This is a genomic window from Bifidobacterium sp. W8103 (assembly GCF_016100775.1).
Taxonomy (GTDB): domain Bacteria; phylum Actinomycetota; class Actinomycetes; order Actinomycetales; family Bifidobacteriaceae; genus Bombiscardovia; species Bombiscardovia choladohabitans.
Genome location: NZ_JACFRV010000001.1, coordinates 682183 through 698923 on the forward strand (window position 1 = coordinate 682183; position 16741 = coordinate 698923).

14 protein-coding genes are annotated in these 16741 nt (G+C 63.5%); 6 read left to right on the top strand and 8 right to left on the bottom strand.

Going from position 1 to position 16741, the window contains the following annotated elements; translation table 11 throughout:
- Nucleotides 1-56 precede the first annotated feature (56 nt).
- Nucleotides 57-848 (top strand): 6-phosphogluconolactonase, encoded by a 792-nt coding sequence (gene pgl, locus H3U90_RS02595; protein WP_198176921.1) that lies wholly within the window; start codon nt 57-59, stop codon nt 846-848.
- Nucleotides 849-877: 29 nt separating this feature from the next.
- Here the strand turns inward: pgl and H3U90_RS08270 are convergent, their stop codons facing one another.
- The gene (locus tag H3U90_RS08270; protein WP_198176922.1) at nt 878-1654 is read right to left on the bottom strand and encodes a FadR/GntR family transcriptional regulator; all 777 of its coding nucleotides are present in this window, start codon (nt 1652-1654) and stop codon (nt 878-880) included.
- 232 nt (nt 1655-1886) lie between these two features.
- Between H3U90_RS08270 and H3U90_RS02605 the strand changes: the two genes are divergently transcribed.
- The 3 genes from H3U90_RS02605 to gnd are packed head-to-tail and all read left to right on the top strand — an operon-like array spanning nt 1887 to nt 5012.
- Nucleotides 1887-3332 carry a GntP family permease gene (locus H3U90_RS02605; RefSeq protein ID WP_198176923.1) on the top strand — a complete coding sequence of 482 codons (1446 nt, stop codon included), beginning with the start codon at nt 1887-1889 and terminating at the stop codon, nt 3330-3332.
- A 36-nt stretch (nt 3333-3368) separates the two neighbouring features.
- Nucleotides 3369-4046: a gluconokinase gene (locus H3U90_RS02610; RefSeq protein ID WP_232340506.1), complete on the top strand. Its 678-nt coding sequence runs from the start codon at nt 3369-3371 to the stop codon at nt 4044-4046.
- A 9-nt stretch (nt 4047-4055) separates the two neighbouring features.
- Nucleotides 4056-5012, top strand: a complete 957-nt coding sequence (gnd, locus tag H3U90_RS02615) for a phosphogluconate dehydrogenase (NAD(+)-dependent, decarboxylating) (protein WP_332460527.1) — start codon at nt 4056-4058, stop codon at nt 5010-5012.
- Here the strand turns inward: gnd and H3U90_RS02620 are convergent.
- The 4 genes from H3U90_RS02620 to H3U90_RS02635 form a co-directional block, all read right to left on the bottom strand.
- Nucleotides 5002-5931, bottom strand: a complete 930-nt coding sequence (locus tag H3U90_RS02620) for a family 43 glycosylhydrolase (RefSeq protein WP_198176925.1) — start codon at nt 5929-5931, stop codon at nt 5002-5004. The genes gnd and H3U90_RS02620 overlap by 11 nt on opposite strands.
- Nucleotides 5932-6014: 83 nt before the next feature.
- Nucleotides 6015-6872 (bottom strand): carbohydrate ABC transporter permease, encoded by an 858-nt coding sequence (locus tag H3U90_RS02625; RefSeq protein ID WP_198176926.1) that lies wholly within the window; start codon nt 6870-6872, stop codon nt 6015-6017.
- The gene (locus H3U90_RS02630; RefSeq protein WP_198176927.1) at nt 6869-7798 is read right to left on the bottom strand and encodes a carbohydrate ABC transporter permease; all 930 of its coding nucleotides are present in this window, start codon (nt 7796-7798) and stop codon (nt 6869-6871) included. Before H3U90_RS02630 ends, H3U90_RS02625 begins: the two co-directional genes overlap by 4 nt.
- A gap of 13 nt (nt 7799-7811) precedes the next feature.
- Nucleotides 7812-9062, bottom strand: a complete 1251-nt coding sequence (locus H3U90_RS02635) for an ABC transporter substrate-binding protein (protein ID WP_198176928.1) — start codon at nt 9060-9062, stop codon at nt 7812-7814.
- Between the two features lie 184 nt (nt 9063-9246).
- Here H3U90_RS02635 and H3U90_RS02640 point away from each other — a divergent pair, with 184 nt between their 5' ends.
- A complete protein-coding gene (locus H3U90_RS02640; RefSeq protein ID WP_198176929.1) occupies nt 9247-10281 on the top strand; it encodes a LacI family DNA-binding transcriptional regulator in 1035 nt (344 codons plus the stop codon).
- Nucleotides 10282-10350: 69 nt separating this feature from the next.
- Here the strand turns inward: H3U90_RS02640 and gndA are convergent, their stop codons facing one another.
- The 3 genes from gndA to H3U90_RS02655 form a co-directional block, all read right to left on the bottom strand.
- On the bottom strand, nt 10351-11817 hold the full coding sequence (gene gndA, locus H3U90_RS02645; RefSeq protein ID WP_198176930.1) for an NADP-dependent phosphogluconate dehydrogenase: 1467 nt from the start codon (nt 11815-11817) through the stop codon (nt 10351-10353).
- 112 nt (nt 11818-11929) lie between these two features.
- Complete coding sequence (locus H3U90_RS02650; RefSeq protein WP_198176931.1) at nt 11930-14251, bottom strand: KUP/HAK/KT family potassium transporter; 2322 nt, start codon at nt 14249-14251, stop codon at nt 11930-11932.
- Nucleotides 14252-14426: 175 nt separating this feature from the next.
- Nucleotides 14427-15383, bottom strand: coding sequence for a TatD family hydrolase (locus H3U90_RS02655; protein WP_198176932.1), 957 nt, complete (start codon nt 15381-15383; stop codon nt 14427-14429).
- 198 nt (nt 15384-15581) lie between these two features.
- Between H3U90_RS02655 and H3U90_RS02660 the strand changes: the two genes are divergently transcribed.
- Nucleotides 15582-16646, top strand: a complete 1065-nt coding sequence (locus H3U90_RS02660) for a glycoside hydrolase family 43 protein (RefSeq protein ID WP_198176933.1) — start codon at nt 15582-15584, stop codon at nt 16644-16646.
- Nucleotides 16647-16741 lie beyond the last annotated feature (95 nt).

The window sequence follows — 16741 nt, forward strand, 5'->3', positions numbered from 1 at the left end:
TGCAAACGCCCGGGTGTAGGCTGAGGCCAGCATCACCTGCATGCAAGGAGGATCAGATGACCGATCGTCGTACCGTGACCTATGCCACAACCAAGTTGCTCAACCAGGCTACAGCAGCCCGCATCCTGCTGGAGCTGGGAGACCTCCTGGCCCGTCAGGATCGGGCCGACCTGGCGCTGACGGGCGGGCGGGACGCGGCGGATGTCTATGCCCTGATGGGCGCTGATCCCCTGAGCCAGAGCGTGGACTGGAGTCGGGTCCACCTCTGGTGGAGCGATGAGCGGTTCGTGGGCCTAGAAGACCCGGACCGCAACGACGAGCAGGCACGACGGGCCTGGTTCGGCGGGCTGATCGACCAAGGGCTGTTGCCGCAGGCCAACGTGCATTCCATGCCCGTGGACACCCGCAGCCCAGCCCAGGTTGAGGCCGCTGACCAGGAGGAGAACGAACGGGCTCTGACCCAGGCGGCAGCCGCCTATCAGCAGGAGATCATCGACCAGCTGGGCCCTGAGGGTCGGATGGATCTGGCTGTCTTTGGCGTGGGGCCCGACGGCCACTATGCCTCCCTCTTCCCCGACCGACCCGAGGTCAGATTGCAGGACGACGATCCGCTGGTGACGGGTGTCAGCAACTCCCCAAAGCTGCCCCCGCTCAGGGTCACCATGACCACGCCGTTCATCCGCCGGACCCCCAAGGTCTGGCTCTTCACCTCAACCGCTGAGAAAGCCTCAGCCGTGGCTGCTGCCCTGGGAACTACAGACGATCCCCATGTCCCCTCCTCCTATGCCAGGGGCACCCTGGAGACCCTCTGGCTCCTGGACGCTGATGCCGCCTCGAAACTGCACTGAGCCTTCCGCAACACGAGCCTCTACGGATCTCAGGACTCCGAAGATTCCTTACCCACAGCAGGGTCGGAATCTTCGGAGTCCTTTCTTGTCATTTGCTCGACAGCCCGATCGGATTCGTCGACGATCCACTCCATGGCGTGCCGTGCCCCCTCCGCATCGCCCCGGCGTATCAGCGCCGCCACGTCGCCGTGCAGCCGCAGAGCCTTCTCATCGGCCTTCCTGGGCATAAGCTCATGCCGGGTCCGCCCAGACAGCACTGAGGCAATCACATCGCCTAGCGCCGCGAACATGGCGTTGCCCGATGCCTCAAGCAGGGTTCGATGGAAGGTTTCGTCAGCCCGAAGATAGTCCGGCCCGTCGGCGCGGTCAGCGTTGGCCACCATGTCTATAGCGGCCCGCGTCAGCTTCGCCCATTGATCATGATCAGCGTGGCTGGCCGCCAGCTGGGCAGCCATGGGCTCCACGCATGCCCTGAGCTCGGACAGCTCATGCAGGGTCCGCCCCCGGTCAGGTCCGCGCAGCCTCCACTCGATCACCCGCGGGTCATAGATATTCCAGAGCTGGCAGGGGTTGACCGTGGCACCGACCTTGCGTTTGACAGTGACCAGACCCATGGCCTCAAGAACCCTGGTGACCTCCCGGGTCACTGTGCGCGAAGGCCTCTGGCTATCCAGGTCCGGGGCAGGCAGCCTGTCACCCGGTGCGATGGTGCCGTCGACGATGGCCGCCCCCCACTGGTCCAGCAGCCGGTCATGCAGGGTGCCTTCTGTAGCCGTTTCGTCATCAGGCTTGCTCGCGCTTTCCACGAATTCCACTCTAGCAACCGGACTCGCGCCCAGAGCGATCAGACGATTCTGCAGACAAGCAGAGGCTCAATCCTGCCCTCAGCATGCCATCTTCCAATCCGTCCCAGGTTCGTGTAAGATATTGTCTGTTAAGGCATACTTAATATCACGCTGTCGATATTAAGTAATGCAAAAATAAGAGCCGGAAAGCTGATCAGGCCGGACGGTTCACATCCTCAGAGAAGAGGCAGCCATGCTTTTAGCGTCGCAGCCGACAGCCGACGGGTATCTGACCCTGGCGGCGAGTCAGGCCGTTTCCCTGAACACCACCCAACTGGGCATCAGTCTGGTGCTCAGCCTGGCGGTGCTCATTTTCCTGGTCACTGTCGTCAAGCTTCATCCCTTTGTCTCCCTGCTGGGTGCCGCCCTGGTGGTGGGCATCGGTTCCGGCTACGGTCCCGTGGCCACCCTGACCAGCTTTACCGGTGAGTTCGGCTCCACCATGGGCTCCGTAGGCATTCTGATCGGCCTGGGAGCCATGATCGGCAAGGTTCTCATGGACACCGGAGCCACCGACCAGGTGGTCAACACCCTGGTGGCCAAGTCCAAGCCCGCCACCATCCCCTGGATCATGGCCCTGATCGGCGCCCTGATCGGCCTGCCCATGTTCTTCGAGGTCGGCCTGGTCATTCTGGTCCCGGTCATCATTCTGGTGGCCCGCCGCACCAAGCTCCCCCTGATGCGGGTGGCCATCCCCACCCTGGCAGGACTGTCCATCATGCACGCCTGTGTGCCTCCCCACCCCGGTCCCCTGGCCGCCCTGAGCCAGTTCAAGCAGACCGGCAATGTGGGACTGACCATGATGTTCGGCATCCCCTTCGCCCTGATCACCCTGGTCGTCGTGGGCCCGGCCTTCTCCCGGCTGGCTTCCCGCTGGGTGCCCATCCAGGCACCGGCCGATTTCGTGGCCAAGAGCGAGCAGGCGGGCAAGGAGGAGACCCGGCTGCCCTCCTTCGGCCTCTCGGTCTGCTGCATCCTGCTGCCGGCAGTCCTCATGCTGCTGACCTCCATCTTCGAAATCGCTGTTCCGGGGTTCAAGGATCGCACGGACGGCCTGGCACAGACCATCAACTTCATCGGCAACCCGGTCATGGCCCTGGCCATAGCGCTGATCGTCTCCATGCTGGTCCTCAAGGCCGCCTCGGGCATCTCCTGGAAGACCGTCAATGACTCCCTGGGAGCCTCGCTGCCCGCTGTGGCAGGCATCCTGCTGATTGTGGGCGCGGGCGGTGGCTTCAAGGGCGTTCTGGTCTCCACCGGCATCGGCAAGATCATCGGCACCTTTGTGGAGCACTCCAACATCTCCATCTTCCTGCTGGGCTGGGTCATCGCCGTCTTCGTGCGCATCGCCACAGGCTCGGCCACCGTCTCCATCCTGACCACGGCCGGCATCCTCAGCAACGCCATGACCATGATGCATGCAGGCTCCACGGCCACCACCCTCCTGGTCATCGCCATCGGCGCCGGGTCCATATTCCTCTCCCACCTCAACGACGCTGGCTTCTGGCTGATCAAGGAGTACTTCGGTCTGAGTGTCGGCGAGACCCTGAAGACCTGGTCGGTTCTGGAATGCCTGCTGTCGGTAGTGGTCCTGGTCCTGGTCATGATCGCCAGCATCTTTGTGCCCATCACCGCCTGAGCATCATTGCCGGATTACTTTTCAGAAAGGTTGCACATGGTCGACACATCGTTGAAGAATTCCGACGCGCTGAGCGCAGAAGACCACCCGGAACCCCAGGTGCCCTCAGCAGTGGACAACACGGTTCCCCCGGACTACTTCCAAGGCCGCACCCCTGTTCTGGTCATCATGGGGGTCGCCGGCTGCGGCAAGACCACCATGAACGAGCACCTGGGCAACAAGCTGGGTTGGGACATGGCCGAGGCCGACGACTTCCACCCCCAGGCCAACATCGACAAGATGGCCCGCGGCATCCCCCTGAACGACCAGGACCGTTGGCCCTGGCTGGACAGCATCCACGATTGGATCGAGGACCACATGCGCCGTGGAGTGCCCGGAACCGTCACCTGCTCGGCCCTGAAGCGGATCTATCGTGACCGGCTGCGGATGCCGGGCGTGGTCTTCATTCACCTGAGCGGGGACTACGACTCCATCATGGAACGGCTCTCCAAGCGGAAGGGCCACTTCATGAAGCCGCAGATGCTGCGCTCCCAGTTCGATGACCTGGAGCCCCTGGGACCGGACGAGGTTCACCTGACCATCGACGTGGGTCTGCGCATGTCTCCTGAGATCGAGGCCGAAGAGGTCATCGACACCCTGGGCCTGCAGTGCGACGTCAAGGCGCACACCGCCCAGGTCCAGGCCGAGCGCGCCCGGCAGGTAGCCCGCCAGTAGCACCGACAAATCGGCCCGACCGCGGCCGACCACCAACCATCGCGGTCAACTTCACACTGTTGCAGTCAATGGAGAGGAACTGACACTATGAAGATTGGCATGATCGGCCTGGGACGCATGGGCAAGAACATGGCGGACCGCCTGCGCACCGGCGGCCACCAGGTGGTCGGCTACGACATCGCACCGGACTCGGGCAGGGATGTGGACAGCCTTGGGGCCCTGGTCCAGGCCCTGGAGGCCCCCAGGGTGATCTGGGTCATGGTCCCGGCCGGCAAGCCCATAGAGTCCACTCTTGATCAGTTGGGCGAGCTGATGGAGCGCGGCGACCTGGTTGTGGATGGAGGCAACACCCGCTTCACCCAGGACCAGGAGCACGCCCAAGCCCTGGCCGCCAAGGGCATAGGCCTGGTGGACGTGGGCACCTCCAACGGCATCTGGGGCAAGGAGAAGGGCTATGCCCTGATGGTCGGCGGATCGGACCAGGACGTGGCCCGGATCCAGCCCGTTCTGGACACCCTGAAGCCCGAGGGCGACTATGGTCTGGTCCACGCAGGAGGCACCGGTGCAGGCCACTATGCCAAGATGGTCCACAACGGCATCGAGTACGGAATGATGCAGGCCTTGGCCGAGGGGTATGCGGTCCTGGAGGCCTCCGACCTGATCAAGGAGCCGGGCGAAGTGGTGGAGTCCTGGCGCAAGGGCTCGGTCATCCAGTCCTGGCTGCTGGACCTGCTGGCCCAGGCTCTGAAGGAGGACCCGCACCTGAGCGGAATCGCCGGCAAAGCCGATGAGACCGGCGAGACCAAGTGGATGATTGCGGATGCCCTGGAACTGGGAGTACCCACACCGGCCATCACCTCGGCCCTCTACGCCCGCCAGTCCTCCAAGATCGAGGATCCCATGACCATGAAGGTGGTCTCCGCCCTGCGCAGCGCCTTCGGCGGCCACCCCATCGTCAGGGAGTGACCGTATTCCGGGCCGGATACCAGTAGGATCCCACCTGCGGACGGACCTGGACCAGGGCGCCGTCATCAGTGAAGTCCAGGGGGGCAAAGACGATTTCGCGATGGCAACCGTCACCCTGGCCGTTCCTGGCGAATCTGTGGTAGGCCACAATCCAGTCGTCCCGGCCCGGCACACGGGTGATGCAGTGGTGCCCAGTAGCCAGAATCCCCTTGGCACGATCGGCCTTTATCAGAATCTGAGGCGCGGTCCAGGGCCCATCCAGCGATGGCGCACTGGACCAGCGGATCCGGTAGCCCGGATCCCTGGTGTCGTTCTCCGACCAGGAGGCATAGTAGGTGTCCCCACGTCGGCAGATGGTGACGGCCTCGCGGAAGTTGTCAGGCACGGCGGAGCGCACTGAGCCATCTTCCAGACGCAGGCCGTCCGGGCTCAGCCGCGCCATGTAGGCACGGCCATTGCCCCAGAGCAGATAGGGCACATCGCCGTCATCCACAAAGACCGATGGATCGATGGGCAGGCAGTCGTAGTCCCCCCGGGCGATGAATGGCTCCTGGGCCGCCCGGAAGGGACCGGTTGGCGCAGGAGCGACGGCCTGGCCTATCTGCCCGTCGGCCACAAAATACAGGATGCAGCGTCCCCGGCGCACCAACAGGCAGGGAGCCCAGGCACCCTGTCCCCCATGCCACCAGGGAACCTGGTCCAGGTCCAGGATTTTTCTGCGGGTCCAGTGGCACAGGTCCCCTGATTCATAGACGTAGAAGGCATGCGAGGACCATTCAGGCAGACCATCCTCGGTGCAATAGAGGTACCAGCGGTCCCCGATCATGACCAGATCCGGGTCCGCGCAGTAGCGATGCAGGGGGTTGCTCGCCAATCCCGTCCCCTCCGACCCTTGATGTGTGCTTGCGAATTCCTCCATGGATTTTGACTCCGATCCTTCATGAATGCGGCGGCCGGAACCTCCGACCGCCGCCATTGACTACGACCTTCCGATGGGCCGCCTTACCCCTTGACCGCACCGGCAACCAGTCCGGAGACGATCCACTTCTGGCAGAAGATGAAGAAGACGAAGACCGGAATCAGGGCCAGGACCGTAATGGTCATGAAGCTAGGCCAATCTGTGGTGAACTGGCCGACTGCGTTATAGACCTGCAGAACGATGGTGCGCAGGTTGGAGCTGCTGATGAAGACGTTGGCCGTCATGAAGTCGTTCCAGGTCGACATGGTCTGGAAGACCACCACCGTGGTCAGGATGGGCCTGATCAGGGGCAGCACGATGCTCCAGAAGATCCTTAGGGGGCCGGCCCCGTCGATCCTGGCGGCCTCGATGACCTCGAAGGGCAGGGACTGCATGTAGCCCACGATCAGGAAGTAGCAGAAGACCGCCCCGCCCAGGTACATGATGATCAAACCCAGGAGCGTGTTGACCAGCCCCACGCTGGACTCCATCCGGTAGAGGGGAATCAGGGTGGACTGGGTGGGAATGACGAAGGCGATCATGAGGATCACCCCGATGACCGAGGTGAAGATCGACTTGCGCAGAATCATCCCGTAGGCAGCCAGAGCTCCGATCAGCACCTGGAAGAGAACGCCGAAGAAGGTGACGATCAGGGTGTTGACCAGGCTGCGGACGATGGGCACCGTGGCGAAGGCCCGCGTGTAGTTGCGCAGCGTCCACTGCTTGGGCAGACCCAGTGGATTCGTGGCCATATCGGGCACGGTCTTGAAGGTGTTGATCAGGATGTACCAGAGGGGCACGGCGCAGATCAGGGCAATGATCAGGACCACCACGCTCCTGATCACCGAACGCCGCCGTTCCCGCTGGCTCAGAGTCAGGGTCGAGCTCTTGCTGCTGCTCATTGGAACCTCCTGGAAATCAGGCTGGCGGCGCCCATCTGAGCAAAGACCACCAGGGCCGTGGCCACGGTGAACAGGACCGCCAGGGCCGAGCCCAGCCCGTACTGGGACTGGCCGATGCCCTGCTGAATGATGGACTGGGTCACCGTATAGGTGGAGTACCCGGGGCCGCCCTTGGTCATGGTGTAGGGCAGGTCGTAGACCTTGAGGCCTCCTGACATAAGCAGGAAGCTGGAGGTGACGATGCCTGGGATCAGCTGGGGCAGGGTGATGTGGACGAACTGCTGGCGGCTGCTTGCCCCGTCCACCGTGGCCTGCTCATAGAGGTCTCCGGGAATGGACTGCAGGAAGGCCAGGTAGAGTGTGGCATGCCAGCCGATCTGCGCCCAGACTGCGATGAAGATGACGCAGCACCGGGCCAGGGTCGAATTGGACAGCCAGGGCACCGGTCCCAGGCCGAAGACGCCCAGGATGGTGTTGAAGACACCTGACTTCATGGGCGAGAAGATGTACTTCCAGACCATGCCCATGATGGCCAGCGAAGGCACACTGAAGAAGAAGAACAGGGAACGGGCGAAGTTGCGGCCCCAGAACTTCCGGTTCAGGGTGACGGCCAGGGGGATGGCGAAGATGGTCACCAGGACCGTCTGGGCCACGGCATACAGGATGGTGAACACCAGACCCTGCATGGTCGAGGAATCGGTGAACACGCTGTGATAGTTCTTCCAGCCCACATAGTGCATGTTCAGGCTGTAGCCGTTGAAGTCGGTCACCGAGTAGATGATGGTCTGCACCAGCGGCACCGCGAAGAGGATGACGAAGACGGCCAGGATGGGCAGGAGGAACCAGAAAGAGGTCAGATCCTGCCGCAGGCCGACCATGCGCCGCCGATGGGCATTGGCCTGCTCTGCCGCAGATTGGGAAGCCATGTTCCAGCCCTTCCTACTTGACCGAGGACATCTTGTCGTCGATGGCCTTGGCCCACTGATCCAGATTGATGGACCCCTGCACCAGCTGCTGGGTCTCGGACTGGCGGACCGTGGTCAGCACATCAGGCTTGGCATAGAAGTTCATCAACAGAAAGTAATGGCCCGGCTGCACGTTGGCCCGATAGACCTGCTCGTACTCGGGCTTGACCTTGGCCTTGAACCCCTGGACGGTGATGGCATCCCCGTTGTCGGCCGAACGCTGCAGGGCCCAGTGGCTGTCCATGAAGGTCAGGAACTTCCGGGCGGCCTTGAGCTTGTCGCCCTTGAGATGGGAGTAGATGGCGTAGGCGGGCGATGGCGATCCCTGGGCATAGTTGACCATGCCCTTCTCCATGAGCGGCATGGGGGCCATGCCATACTTGAGCCCGGCCTGGCCGATGGATGGCAGGTCCCAGGGGCCGGTGCAGATCATGGCCACCTGGCCATTGATGAACTGGGTCTTCATGTCGTCGCCGCTGATGCCGACCGTGTCCCGGGTGACCAGGCCCTGGTCATAGAGCTTCATCCAGGCCGCAGCCGCCTCGCGTTGGTCACTGCCGGGCTTTTGAGGGCGGCGGTCGATCAGACCGGTCACATCGACCTTGTCCCTGTCGAACTGCGAGCCCATGAAGGCATCGGGAATCCTGCTGGGGCCATCGGCGATGGTCTCCAGGAAGGGCGTGACCCCGGCGGCCTTGAGCTTCTTGCACAGCTGCAGGAACCCGTCCCAGGTCTCCGGAACCTCCTTGGCGCCAGCCTTGGCCAGCAGGTCCTTGTTGTAGACGATGCCGGAGGCCCAAGAGGACACGGACATACCGTAGACCTTGCCCTCATGACTGACGAAGTCCTTGTTGGCCTGGGAGATGTTGCGCATGAAGGGCTCGTTGGTCAGGTCCCGCACGTAGCCGTTCTTGATCAGGTCAGCCTTGTTCTCGGAGGTGATGATGAACACATCCGGGGCCTGGTTGCCGACCAGTCGGGTCTGCAGGGTCTGGATGTACTCGGGGGTCGGCGGCGAGTAGCTGAAGTCCACCTTGATCCCCGGGTTCTGTTGCTCGAATTGGTCGATGTATGGCCTCATGACCTGTTCGTTGTTCCATGACAGGAAGGTCAGCGTGGTCTTGGACCCGTCAGCGCCACCAGCCCCGCAGGCACCCATGGCCGACACCAACACGCCGACCCCCAACGCCGCAGCTATGCCCTTCCATGCTCGCTTCAGCTTCATGACTCCTCCTTGCAATCAATCCTCTGAACATCCGTCCGGGCTGTTCAACGTCGAGACCCGGGAATTGACACGATTCAACTGCTGTCACAATATGGTATAGCACGTTGGTTGAATCGTGTCAATTATATGCCGACAAGGCCCCTGAGTGCCTAAGATGATGGCTGAACCCCGTGAAAGGTGCGAGATGGTGACGATGAGCGATGTGGCCAAGGAGGCGCAGGTCTCTCGGGCCACTGCCTCCTATGCCCTTCGAGGCGATAGACGCATAGCGGATGACACCAGGCGCAGGGTCCTGCTTGCCGCCCACAAGCTCCGCTACTCGGCCAACCTGTCGGCCAGAAGCCTGCGCTCAGGCAAGAGCGGCATCATCGGCGTGGCCATCTTCGAGCTGGACAAGCCTTACCCTTCGCAGATGAGCGCGGCCATCTCCCGGCAGATCAATGCCCACGGCATGCAGGCCATCATCCAGCAGACCTCCAACTCCAAACAGGACGAGGTCTCCATCCTCCGGCATGTGACCAGCCAACTCTGCGACGGCACCATCTTCAGCCCAGGCAGCATCACCAATGAGGAGATGCAGGAGCTGGCCGATGGCAAGCCTCTGGTCCTGCTGGACGACCCCTCAGCCGAGCCGGTCTTCGATTCGGTCATGACGGCCGGATTCGAGGGAGCCGCCATGGCCGTGCGGCACCTGTTGGACTGCGGATGCCGACGGATAGGCGTGGTGGGTGCCGACATGGCGGACAGCACCGATCCGGTCCAACGGCACTCGGTCCGTGGCCGCAGGGTGGCCGGCTGCCTGAAGACCCTGAAAGCCGCCGGAATCAAGGCCCAATCTAAGGATTTTCTGTCCCTGGACCGCTGGGACGGGGAAATGGCCCGCGACCTGGGCCATCATCTGACGGACACGTCCGACCTGCCCTTTGACGGCATCTTCTGCATGACCGACTCCCTGGCCCTGGGCCTGATCCGAGGACTGCACGAATGCGGCGTGGAGGTTCCCCGGGACTTGGCCGTTGTGGGATTCGACGGCATCCAGGAGGGAGAGTCCTATATCCCTTCGCTGACCACCATCAGCACCGACAAGGAGGACCTGGCCCGCAAGGCTGTGGATGCCCTCCTGGCCCGTCTGCAGGGCGAGGATGATGATCGTCCTCCCACTCGGACGACTGCCGCATGCCGGCTGGTGGTCCGGGAATCCACAGCCAGGATCCGCTGACAGGATGGCAAAAGGGTCCGCACTGCCGTTTCAGCGGCTGTACGGACCCTTGCGATTCCGGCGAGAAGCTCAGTCCTGCTTGATCTCGGACTTGTCCTCGGCCCAGAGGGTGTGGAAGGCGCCTGGCTGATCCACGCGCCCATAGGTGTGGGCGCCGAAGAGGTCGCGCTGCCCCTGGATCAGGGCGGCGGGGAGCCTATCGGAACGCAGCCCGTCGTAGTAGGACAGCGAGCTGGCGAAGACGGGGATGGGGATGCCGGCCTGGGTGGCGCGGGCCACGACACGCCGCCAGGAATCCTGGGCCTGCTCAACCGCCTGTTTGAAGAAGGGGTCGAAGAGCAGTGAGCCCGGCTCACGGCCAGAGGCGTAAGCGTCGGAAATCCGGTTCAGGAACTTGGCCCGGATGATGCAGCCGCCACGCCAGATGCGGGCGATGGCCCCCATGTCCAGCTTCCAGCCATAGACCTGGGCGCCCTCCTGCATCTCGTTGAATCCCTGGGCATAGGCCACGATCTTGGATGCGTAGAGAGCCTGGCGGATGTCCTCGATGAAGGACTTGCGGGCCTCGGAATCGGCGGCCAGGTCGGCCATGACGGCCTTGGGCTGCGGACCCTTCAGGCCCTCCTGGGCAGCCTGGCTGCGCAGCTCGGGCGAGGAGGACAGCCCCCGTGCGAAGACGGCCTCGCCGATGCCGGTCACGGGCACGGCCAAATCCAGCGCGGTCTGCACGGTCCAGGTGCCGGTGCCCTTCATGCCGGCCTGGTCGGTGACGATGTCGATGAAGGGCTTGCCGGTGGCGGCATCGGTGTGGTGGAGCACCTCGGCGGTGATCTGCACCAGGTAGGAGTTCAAATCCCCCTGGTTCCACTCCTCGAAGACCTGGGCGATGGCCTCGGGCTCCATGCCCAGGCCCCTACGCATCAGGTCATAGGACTCGGCGATAACCTGCATATCGGCGTATTCGATGCCATTGTGGACCATCTTGACGAAGTGGCCCGCCCCATCGGTGCCGATGTGGGTGACGCAGGGTTCGCCATCGACCTTGGCGGCGATGGATTCCAGGATGGGTCCCAGGGTCTTCCAGGACTCATCGGTCCCGCCGGGCATCATGGAGGGCCCCAGGAGGGCGCCCTGCTCGCCTCCGGAGACTCCGCAGCCCACGAAGTGCAGCCCACGGGCCCTGATGGCCTTCTCACGGCGGATGGTGTCCTTGAAGTAGGCATTGCCGGCATCGACGATGATGTCTCCCGGCTCCATCAGGTCGGCCAGGTCGTTGATCATCTGGTCGGTGGGGTCCCCGGCCTTGACCATGATGATGGCCGTACGGGGCTTGGTCAGCGAGGCCACGAACTCCTGCAGGGTCTTGGCCGGGACGAAACGGCCTTCCTGGCCATGATCGTGGATCAGGGTCTCGGTACGCGAATAGTGGCGGTTGTAGACCGCTACGGTATTGCCGTGCCGTGCCAGGTTCCTGGACAGGCTGGCACCCATGGCGGCCAGACCCACGACTCCGATATTGGCTTGAGCTTGTGTCATCACATCACCTTTCGACGGTAGCCCGGAAAGGCCGGGCACCAGGTTCCATGCCGTCAATTCTATGGCCCGGACCCGATTTGGGCCAGGCTGGATAGGGTGAGATTCCACTCACTCAGCCCTTGTGATGCTTGCCGCCTTTGATCTTGCGGGATGGCAGGACCACGCGCGTCAGCTTGGGAACCGCCCGCGTGGAGACGAACAGTGGCTGCACCTCCACGATGGGGTTGTAGGGAGCCAGGCCGAACCACTTGATCGGCGAGCCAGCCACCTTGCGGATGGCGTACTTGACCTTCAGTGAGAATGCGCCGCGGGAGTCGATCTTGGACTCGGGCATCAGGGCCTTGTGGACCAGCACATAGGTGACTGTGCCGATCTGTGGGTCCTCGTCCACCTTGGGGTAGATGGAGGGCTGCTTGGGCAGTTCGCCGCTGTCGATCAGCTCGTGCATGATCTGGTGCAGGTAGGTGGCCACATTCTGGTCCACCTTGAAGCCCAGCCTCATGCGCACGCGGAAGAGGTAATTGGTGCCGAAGTTCTCCACCGAGTACTTGCGGGTGTAGGGGGCGTCCGTGGTCTGGACCGAGACCGCCCACCAGGCCCGGGCCCGCTTGGGTCGGTTGGCGAAGATGGAGAAGAAGATGTCGGTGTCCAGCCGCCGCATCTCCGCGTCCGAGGTCAGATAGACCAGGTTGTCCGCATAGTAGGGGACGCGGAAGTCGTTGTGGAGCATCTCCAGGGCGGGCAGGCACTCCTTGGCCGTCATATGCCGCCGCTGCGAGCGCTCCACCTTGGTGCCCACGTCCCAGGTGTACATGATGTAGAGGATGGCCGCGGTCAGCAGCATGGTGAACCAGCCACCGTGCATGAACTTGGCCATGGAGGCCATGAAGAAGAGAATCTGGATGGCCAGGAAGACCAGGGCGAAGAGCAGGGAGAGCGCCCTCTTGCCGTCGTGCCAGATGTAGTCGGCCAGCAGGACGGTTGTGGTGATCATGGTCACCGTCAGGGCCAGTCCGTAGGCGGCCGAGATATGTTCGGAATCCTTGAAGATGGCCAGCACAGTCAGCGTGGCCACGCACAGGACCCAGTTGATGGTGGGGATGTAGAGCTGGCCGCGGGTACGCGCCGGGTAGCGCACCTGCAGGTGGGGCATCCAGTTGAGTCCGGTGGCCTCCGAGACCATGGTGAAGGCGCCCGTGATGAGGGCCTGCGAGGCGATGACACCGGCCGTCACCGACAGGAGGACCGCCACGTAACGCACGGTGGTGGGCATCATCTGGAAGAAGGGGTTGAGCCCGTCCACACCCTGCAGGGCCTTATTGTCGCTGTTGCGCAGGATCCAGGCCCCCTGGCCGAAGTAATTGAAGACCAGGGCGACGTTGATGAAGGGCCAGGTGGCGTAGATGTTGCCGCGGCCTACGTGGCCCATATCGGAATAGAGAGCCTCGGCTCCCGTGGTCGACAGGAAGACCGTGCCCATGATGGTCAGGCCCACCGGGTTCTGCGGACTGAAGAGGAAGCGGATTCCATAGACCGGATTCAGGGCCTCGAAGATGGACCAGTCGTTGCCGATGCAGTAGATGCCGATCAGGGCCAGGAAGGCGAACCAGACCATGACCACGCTGCCGAAGACCTTGCCGATCCGCTCGGTTCCACGCGACTGGACCGCAAACAGGATCAGGATGATCACGAAGGTGATGACCATGGTCAGATTTCCGTTTTCACGGAAGATCGGAGTCAGCACGGGGATGGTCTTGAGGCCCTCCACTGCCGAGGATATGGAGACCGCGGGGGTCAGCACCGAGTCAGCCAGGAAGGCTGCGCCGCCGACCATGGCAGGGATGGCCAGCCATTTGCCATAGTGCCGGACCAGGGTGTACAGGGCAAAGATGCCGCCCTCGCCCTTGTTGTCGATGCGCATGGCCACCAGAACGTATTTGACCGTGGTGATCAGCGTGATGGACCAGAAGACCAGGGAGAGCATGCCAAGCACTGCGGCCCTGTCCACACGGGCCATGCCGCCCTGCCCGGCCACGAAGGCCTGCATGGTGTACAGGGGCGAGGTGCCGATGTCGCCGTAGACCACGCCCAGGGCCACGATGCACATGCCCAGGCTGATCCTGTCCGGCGAGGACTGCACCCGCCGCCACCAGCGGCCCAGAGGGCCCTTCGGCGGGGTACGGCGACGCTGGGCCGCCCTCTGGGCTTCGCGCCGGACCCGCTTGAGCTCGTTCTCCTCCTCGCGCGTGCGGGACTTGGCTGAGATCTTGGGAGCCTTGGTAAAGCTCTCCGGGGGAAGTATCGATTCTTTCGTCAGCCGACCCTTACGAGAGGCCGCCGTCGGCTTCGCCGCTTTTTCACCGGATAACCGGGGTGGTTCGTCAGCGCCCCTGCCATCATCCTGAGCCGCCAACTCATGCCGCTCATCCGCCATAGAGCCCTCCATCGGCCAATGCCTTCACTCATCTACTTCCGGGTGCCGTATGTTGCTGTTTGCGCACACGTGCGACGACAACCGTAGCACTCTCCCCCCACACTTGGCAGGGGCGATTCAGACCGCGACACACCATTAGCTTAATCCCGGTCCGGCACCGTCCGTCCAGCATCCCTCACAGGCCGTAAACCCGGCGCGTGGTGGCTGCCGTCGCTTTGGCCACCTGTTCCAGGGGGCAGTCCAAGGCATCGGCCATGGCACGCAGGGTGTAGGGAATCATGTAGGGGGAGTTGGTGCGTCCCCGGTAGGGCATGGGACTCAGGTAAGGTGCATCGGTCTCCACCATGATGTGGTCCATGCCGACCACGGACAGGGCCTGCCGGATTCCCTCGTTGCCCTTATAGGAGACCGTCCCCGAGAAACTCAGATACCAGCCATGCTCGGCAGCCACCTGGGCCATCCGTGCATCCCCCGAATAGGAGTGGAAGATTGTGCGCCCGGGAGCGCCGTCCTCCAGCAGGGTCTCAATGACCTGGCGGTGGGCGTCGCGGTCGTGGATCTGCATGGGCAGGTCCAGCTCCTTGGCCAGGGCGATGTGATCGCGGAAGGCCTGCCGTTGGATCTCTTCGGCCCCCTGACCGGTTCGGAAGAGGTCCATGCCCGTCTCCCCGATGGCCACCACCTGATCGGGATATGCGCGAGCCAGGCGGGCGACCTCCTCAAGCGCCTGCTCGAAGGTGACCTCATGCCAGGGCTGATATTTCAGTGGCAGACCGTCCGGTCCCGGCACCCCCCGATGGCCTTGAAGAACGGCCTCATTGGGGTGGATGGCCAGGGCCGCGTGGACCACTCCGGGATGGGCCAGGGCCAGGTCCACAGCCGTCTGCAGGTGGGGCAGCTCGCAGCCCACGTCGATGGCCCCTATCACGCCCACAGCCCGGGCCCTTTCCAACTGCTGGTCGACCGTGCGGACGGGGACCGGATCCTGCCCGCGCTCCCTGGCCTGCCGATCCATCTCCTGGGCGAAGGGGACCACGGAGGCCATGTGGGTGTGATCGTCAATGACTCCAATGCCTTCGGGCAGCGGCTCGGGGTCGGGAGCCCAGCTGCGGTCGCGATGATGCCTGCTCATGGTCCACAGTCTAGGAACCCGTGCGGCCCAAACCACGACCCGCCCGGACGGCCGCTCCGCCAAAGGGAGGGTCGGCAGCTAGAATCGCCCATGACGGCCCCGGAACGGCCGGAACGGAAGAGCGAAGAAGCGCCCGTCGTCCGTCCCGCCAGTCCCCCGCCGCCTCGGTACCGTTGCCGTAAGCAGGAAAGGTGAAACATGTCTACGGATTGGCAACCCTCGTTGGAGGCGACAAGCGCCTACCTCTTCGTCCACTTCACCGGCCACGAACAGGCTGAGACGGACGAGCAGCTCTACTTCGCCCTCAGCCGCGATGGCCTGCATTGGCATGACCTGCGGGCCCTGGGAGACCCGGTGCTGACCTGGAGCGAGGGCGAGGGCGGCGTGCGCGACCCCTATGTCGTCCGGGGACCAGACGGCCTCTTCCACATCATCGCCACCGATCTGTCCGTCTACCACAGGGGCGGCTGGCAGGAGGGCCGGGCCACAGTGAACGGATCCACCGGCCTGGTCATCTGGGATTCGCCTGACCTGGCCCACTGGGGCAGGCCCCGCCTGGTGGATGTGGCCTCGGCCATTCCCAGGGCCGGCATGGCCTGGGCACCGGAGGCCTGCTGGGATGCCGACAGGGAGCAATGGATAGTCTTCTGGGCCACGGCGGCGGCCGACAGCGCCGAAGGTCCGGCTGCAGCCGATCTGGCCAACGAGCTGGGCGACGGCATCAACATGTACTACGCCACCAGCACCGATCTGATCACCTTCTCCCGCCCGGTCAAGTGGATCGACCGCAGCGACGGGATCATCGACACGACCATGCTCAAGGCGCCCGACGGCTGGTGGTACCGGGCCTCCAAGGATGACCAGATCACCCTGGAACGCACGCACAACCCCTATGCGGTCACCCATGAACTGGTGCGCACGGACGACGATCAGGCCTGGTCATATCTGTCCAACCTGACCGACATCTTCGGCCAGGGACGCTACTCCTCACGCTATCTGGAGGGCCCCGAGCTCTTCCTCTACAACGATGCCGATGCCGCTGGACCTGACGGACAGGCCATGCCCTTCGGCCTGATCTGCGACCAGTTCGCGGAGGGCCGGGGCTACCTGCCCTTCCGCTCGGCGGATTTGTCATCCAGGCGGCGACAGGACTGGGCCTTGGTCACGGACATGGACTTCGGTCGGTTGACCAAGCGCCACGGCTCCATCATGCCCATCACTCAGAGCGAGTATCGGGTTTTGAAGCGGACCCTGACCCGCTGAACGGCTTCTCGGCAGGTTCGGGCACGCGTGAGTCCGTGCCTGTCAGTCGTGCCCACATGGGCGTGACGGCAATCCCCTCTCCATCCCATGCAGGT

What these genes read in the sequence shown, in the direction of transcription:
- H3U90_RS02610 (WP_232340506.1), top strand. Translation starts at nt 3,369, where the DNA reads ATGGTCGACACATCGTTGAAGAATTCCGACGCGCTGAGCGCAGAAGAC.
- H3U90_RS02635 (WP_198176928.1), bottom strand. Translation starts at nt 9,062, where the DNA reads ATGAAGCTGAAGCGAGCATGGAAGGGCATAGCTGCGGCGTTGGGGGTC.
- H3U90_RS02660 (WP_198176933.1), top strand. Translation starts at nt 15,582, where the DNA reads ATGTCTACGGATTGGCAACCCTCGTTGGAGGCGACAAGCGCCTACCTC.
- H3U90_RS02625 (WP_198176926.1), bottom strand. Translation starts at nt 6,872, where the DNA reads ATGAGCAGCAGCAAGAGCTCGACCCTGACTCTGAGCCAGCGGGAACGG.
- pgl (WP_198176921.1), top strand. Translation starts at nt 57, where the DNA reads ATGACCGATCGTCGTACCGTGACCTATGCCACAACCAAGTTGCTCAAC.
- H3U90_RS02650 (WP_198176931.1), bottom strand. Translation starts at nt 14,251, where the DNA reads ATGGCGGATGAGCGGCATGAGTTGGCGGCTCAGGATGATGGCAGGGGC.
- H3U90_RS02640 (WP_198176929.1), top strand. Translation starts at nt 9,247, where the DNA reads ATGGTGACGATGAGCGATGTGGCCAAGGAGGCGCAGGTCTCTCGGGCC.
- H3U90_RS02630 (WP_198176927.1), bottom strand. Translation starts at nt 7,798, where the DNA reads ATGGCTTCCCAATCTGCGGCAGAGCAGGCCAATGCCCATCGGCGGCGC.
- gndA (WP_198176930.1), bottom strand. Translation starts at nt 11,817, where the DNA reads ATGACACAAGCTCAAGCCAATATCGGAGTCGTGGGTCTGGCCGCCATG.
- H3U90_RS02620 (WP_198176925.1), bottom strand. Translation starts at nt 5,931, where the DNA reads ATGGAGGAATTCGCAAGCACACATCAAGGGTCGGAGGGGACGGGATTG.
- H3U90_RS02655 (WP_198176932.1), bottom strand. Translation starts at nt 15,383, where the DNA reads ATGAGCAGGCATCATCGCGACCGCAGCTGGGCTCCCGACCCCGAGCCG.
- H3U90_RS02605 (WP_198176923.1), top strand. Translation starts at nt 1,887, where the DNA reads ATGCTTTTAGCGTCGCAGCCGACAGCCGACGGGTATCTGACCCTGGCG.